General features: G+C 72.6%; 2 protein-coding genes. Both read left to right on the plus strand.

What is annotated here, in order from left to right; translation table 11 throughout:
- The first annotated feature begins 238 nt into the window (after window positions 1-238).
- Window positions 239-724, plus strand: a complete 486-nt coding sequence (locus ACFU0Y_RS18085; RefSeq protein ID WP_380216343.1) for an Lrp/AsnC family transcriptional regulator — start codon at window positions 239-241, stop codon at window positions 722-724.
- 100 nt (window positions 725-824) lie between these two features.
- Window positions 825-1658, plus strand: coding sequence for an SRPBCC family protein (locus ACFU0Y_RS18090; RefSeq protein ID WP_380216345.1), 834 nt, complete (start codon window positions 825-827; stop codon window positions 1656-1658).
- Window positions 1659-1748: the final 90 nt, after the last annotated feature.

Below are 1748 nucleotides of genomic sequence, written 5' to 3' on the forward strand. Positions count from 1 at the left end.
GCTCCGGGGAGCTCCCGCGGGCCGGAAGGGGGCCTCTGCCGCTGCGGGGTGTCGAGCGGTGCGGGACGCCGGCCGCCTCGTGGGCGACCGGCGCCGGCCAGGATGCGCCGAACCGGGTCAGGGGACGCACCGTGTGACCATCATTGGACAACCTGGTCGGCACCCTGCGCAAACGTCTACTCTCGAACTGATCAGATCGATCAGATGAGGGCGAGGTGGAGGGGCAGCGGTGGTCAGCATGACGAACGGAGGCGCCGGCGCGGGACACCTGGACGCGACGGACCGGAGGATCCTGGCGGCGCTGGACGAGGACCCGCGGATGACCGTGCTGGCCCTGGCCCAGCGCACGGGCCTGGCGCGCGGCACGATCCACGCGCGGCTCGAGCGCTACCGCGCGAGTCCCGCGCTGCGCCCGCACAGCACGCGGGTGACTCCCGCGGCGCTGGGCTACGGCCTCGCGGCGAGCGTGGCGGTGGAGCTCGACCAGCACCAGCTCGACGAGGCCGTCGCGGGTCTGCTTGCCATCCCGCAGGTCATCGAGGTGTTCGCGCCGGCCGGGCAGACGGACCTGCTGTGCCGGGTGGTGGCGAAGGACCCCGAGGACCTCTACCGGGTCTCCGAGGAGATCCGGCTGTGCCCCGGCATCCTGCGGACGTCCACGAGCATGTTCCTGCGCACGGTCATCCCGTACCGGGTGGCGCCTCTGCTGGAGGGGCCGGTGTGACGCTGGCCACGGGGGTGGGTCGGGAGGTATCGTCAGCACACTGGCGAATTTGCTGGATGTTCGCCGTTCCTGATCGTCGAGACGGATCGAAGGAGTTGCCATGAGCACCACGGTCGAGAAGACAGTCGTGGTCGACGTGCCGCTGACCACCGTGTACAACCAGTGGACCCAGTTCGAGGACTTCCCCCAGTTCATGAACGGCGTGCAGAGCGTGCGGCAGCTCGACGCCGAGCGCCTCGAGTGGGTCGCCGAGCTCGGCGGCGTCCGCCGGCAGTGGGAGGCGAAGATCGTGGAGCAGGTCCCGGACAGCCGGGTCTCCTGGGCCGCGACCGAGGGCGCCACCAACGCCGGCAGCGTGACGTTCCGGGACGCGGGCAACGGCCGGACCGAGGTGCACCTGGTCCTCGAGTACGAGCCCGAGGGTCTGGTGGAGAAGGTCGGCGACAAGCTCAACGTCGTCGAGAACCAGGCCGAGGGGGACCTCGAGCGCTTCAAGAAGTTCATCGAGTCCGAGGGCTACGCGACCGGCGCCTGGCGGGGCTCGGTCAACGAGGGCGCCCCGGTCGGCACGCCCGGTGTCGAGCACGCCGCGGCGTCCCGTGGTGACGGCGGCAAGGCCGGGGTGTCGGGCAAGGCGGTCGCCGCCGGTGTCGCCGCCGCCGGTGTCGCCGCGGCCGGCGTGGCGGCCGCGAAGAAGAAGGACTCCGGCCCGGACACGGAGCCGGTCACCTTCGAGTCGACCGCCCCGCCGGCCGCGCCCGCGGCGCCGGCGGCACCCGTCTCCCCGGGGGCTCCCGGCGAGACCGTGACCGGGGAGGTGCCGCCGATCCCCCCGGTGGACGAAACCCTCACCGACGACACCGTGGACGCGGACCTGGACGTGGACCCCACCGACCGGCGCATCGACGACCGTCCCGCGGGAGGCCCGCTCTGAGCCGCTCCCGCTCCGGGTCGCTCAGGCACTGAGTCGTTCCCGCAAGGAGTCGTTCCCGTTCACGGGCCGGGCCCCGACCGCACCGCGGTC

Source organism: Kocuria sp. NPDC057446 (assembly GCF_042802875.1).
GTDB lineage: Bacteria > Actinomycetota > Actinomycetes > Actinomycetales > Micrococcaceae > Kocuria.

What these genes read in the sequence shown, in the direction of transcription:
- ACFU0Y_RS18085 (WP_380216343.1), top strand. Translation starts at nt 239, where the DNA reads ATGACGAACGGAGGCGCCGGCGCGGGACACCTGGACGCGACGGACCGG.
- ACFU0Y_RS18090 (WP_380216345.1), top strand. Translation starts at nt 825, where the DNA reads ATGAGCACCACGGTCGAGAAGACAGTCGTGGTCGACGTGCCGCTGACC.